Source organism: Pseudomonas sp., from assembly GCF_049645325.1.
Lineage (GTDB): Bacteria > Pseudomonadota > Gammaproteobacteria > Pseudomonadales > Pseudomonadaceae > Aquipseudomonas.
Map to the genome: position 1 here is coordinate 1 of NZ_JBARTQ010000017.1, position 3,079 is coordinate 3,079.

Sequence of the window (3,079 nt, forward strand, 5' to 3'; positions counted from 1 at the left end):
TTTCCCCACTTCGCATAAAACTCAAACTGCACGCTGCTCAGCACCGTAAAGCAGCCCTCGATGGTTTCACTCAGCGGCAGTTCATAGCTCACCCGGTTGGCCACCGGGTTGAACTCGGTAAAAAACAGCTTTCGTTCGGGTCGCTTGCCCCGACGCGCCGGCAAGGTGCAGTTCTGCCCCCAGGCGGGGGTGTAATTAGCCGCCGTTTTCAGTTCGAAATCCGGCGGCAAATCCACCTCCAGCGTAAAGCGGTCAACCGGCCCCACCGCGCACCCCGAAAGCCAGCCCATTACCAGTGCAGCGATAACCCCACGTATTCGCCTACTCATGTTGTTTCCCCCAACCTTCGCCACTGCGCTGCCACACGTTCAAAATGATCCAGCGGTGTTTCTCCCTGCATCGGCGGCCACTGAACCGAGCTGCTCCGCGTCGCTTCCTCCAACCTGCGCACCACCAAAAATTCGAGTTGCTGAGCACCACGCCACTGCCAGGCGCGGGCCTGTTCGAGCACTCGAGTCAGCCAGGTCCGAGGGTCCTGGAACTCAACGAGGGCGGCGAGATTTTCGCTGTGTTCGGTCAGCAGGAAACGCAGGATATTGGCGTGCAAGATGGCTGCAGCGTGGGGATTGGGTGTACTCAACCAGGGCGCAGGCACACGCACCGGATACTCGCCTGGCGCCGGGTTTTCGTCCTGGCACCAGCGGTCTTCATTCCAGTAAAAAACGCTGATCAGCGGGCCGAGGAACATCGGCCAATCTTCGTTAGGCAGATGAGCCAATGCCCGAGCCAGGGTGCGATTATCGTGAAAGCGATACACCGCCTGGCTGCCCGCAGGCCCGACCAACAGGCGCTCGCGCCAGTGTCGGACCATGCCAGATAAATCATCGTCGGGAAGGCTGCCCAACCAGCCCCAATTTGCCTGGGGATGGTGCAGCAGATCGACCAGCGCGGGCTCGCCCACTTGGTCCAGCAGCACGAACACCGGGCCGACAGCCTCCAGTTCAGCCAAGGCGGTATCACGGTAAAAACTGCCATGCTGTGACAGTGAACGGACCGCCAACAGCGCTTCTCGTGCTGCGTGGTTACCGTCAAGGATCAAGCAGAGTCGACGCCCCGCCTGTTGCTGTTGAGCCATCCATCGGCTTGGCATGCTCGCCATCATGCGGCCCTCCCGGTGATGTCGCACAGGCCTTCCCGGCATTGCTCGCACACCGGGCAAAAGTCGGCGTCCAGCTGCCGTGCGGTATCCATGAGGGCACCCTGCGCGGCAGACATTTTCGGACGTTCCGCTACAGCCGACAGGCCTGCCGAACGGGTAGCTGGCGGCAACCCACCGACGGTGATGGGCCGGCTGCTGAAAATCGCGCCGGCCTGGATCAGCAGGTGCTCGCCGCCGGCCTTGAGGCTCAGTTGCGCGCCCCCGTCGATCACCAGGCTGGCGCCAGCTTTCAGGAAAACCTGTTGCCCGGCCTCAATGACCAGGGACTGGCCCACATAAGTCTGGTGGTCACCATGAACGGTCAGATGATCGTCGGCGCTGAGCACGACCTTGCGATCACCTGTCCCGTGATGGTGCTCTTCGCCTGCCAGGTGCACCGTGCTTGAACCGTGGATGATTTCACGGCGCTCACCGGCCACCTCCAGGCGACTGTCGTGCCCCACCTGCTGCTCCAGGTCCCGTTGGGCGCGTAGGTAGATGAGCTCTTCACCCCGACGATCTTCCAGGTGCAATTCGTTGGCCCCTGCACCGCCCAGTGAACTGCGGCTGCGCAATACGCTGCGCGTCTTGTGTTGCGGCAAGGGATAAGCAGGCATCTGTAGCGCATTGGGCAGGCAGCCATGGATCAACGGCTGGTCGGGGTCGCCCTCCAGAAAGGTCACCAGCACCTCCATGCCCACCCGCGGAATCAACGTGGCACCAAAGCCATCGCCCGCCCAACCGGACGCCACCCGCACCCAGCCACTGCTTCTGTCATCAGAGCGGTCCAGGCGATCCCAATGAAAACGTACTTTCACCCGCCCATAGGCATCGCAATGCACCTCCTCACCCGGCGGCCCCGTCACGGTGGCGGTCTGGACACCATTGATGGTGGGCTTGGGGTGCTTGAGCGGCGGCCGATACGTTGCACGCCAAGGTGTCGCGGTGAACCGGTTGCGGTACCCCTGGAACTCATCGACCTCAACCACCGCTTCTTCCAGCACCTGCGGTTGATAGCCTTCATGACGCACCGAGGTAATCAACCACAGGTCATTGCAGATAGGGTCGGGGTGATTCTGCAGTTCGAGAAAATGGCCGCAGTTCAACGCCGGTTGATCGCTCTTGCCCAAGGCCCGGTAACGGTCGCTGTGGTGGCGCTCCAACCCTCGGCGTGCCAACTGCCGCCCTCGAGCACGGCCGTTGAAGCCTGCGGGGTAGCGATAATCTTCGAGGGACTGTGCCGGTGCGGTGCCACCGGCCTCATGGTGCAGGCGCAGCGAAGGGTGTTCGAAATCGCGATCGCGACGCGCCGTTTGCTGGCTGCGGGTTTCCAGGCGCACGTCGAAACGCCGGATTGCCCGCGCCTGAACGCCCGGATCACCCAAGGAGCAATAAGATTGCACGGGCAAACGCCGAAACACCGTCTGATCATCGCCAAACACCAGCAGATGATTATTCGCGCTATGGCGAAAGTGGTAATGAATCCCCTCCTCTTCACACAACCGCTGGATGAAGTGCAGGTCGGTTTCCGCGTATTGCACACAGAACGTACGCGGCGGATACACCACCGGGCCGAGTTCAAAGGTGTAGGCGTCGGCCAGGATGCCGTGGTGTTCGAGTACCGCAGCGATGATCTGCGGCACACTGCGTTGCTGGAACACTCGCTGGTCGCGCCGGTGCGCAAGGCGCGCCAGCCGAGGGGCCAGCGTGAGGTGATAGCGCGTGAGCCTGGCGTGCGGCTCATCCCGGCCGATGGCATGAACCTGCCCATGCAGACCCGCACCTGCTTCGCCGAAGTCAAGATAGGCCGGTTGATGAAGCAGCGCCTCCAGGTCCAGAGAAGGGTTTTCACTGACTAACTGCAGTTGAATGTAATAGGGC

General features: G+C 61.8%; 2 protein-coding genes and 1 pseudogene. All 3 read right to left on the reverse strand.

Translation table 11 applies throughout. From position 1 onward, the window contains the following. A pseudogene (locus WBB95_RS00495) lies at positions 1-329 on the reverse strand (hypothetical protein); the annotation flags it as partial. Continuing rightward, positions 326-1,159 (reverse strand): DUF4123 domain-containing protein, encoded by an 834-nt coding sequence (locus WBB95_RS00500; protein WP_424485810.1) that lies wholly within the window; start codon positions 1,157-1,159, stop codon positions 326-328. The pseudogene WBB95_RS00495 and the gene WBB95_RS00500, both read right to left, overlap by 4 nt. Then, positions 1,159-3,079 (reverse strand): type VI secretion system tip protein TssI/VgrG (gene tssI, locus WBB95_RS00505; RefSeq protein WP_424485809.1); only part of this gene is annotated, 1,921 nt, incomplete at its 5' end. The genes tssI and WBB95_RS00500, both read right to left, overlap by 1 nt.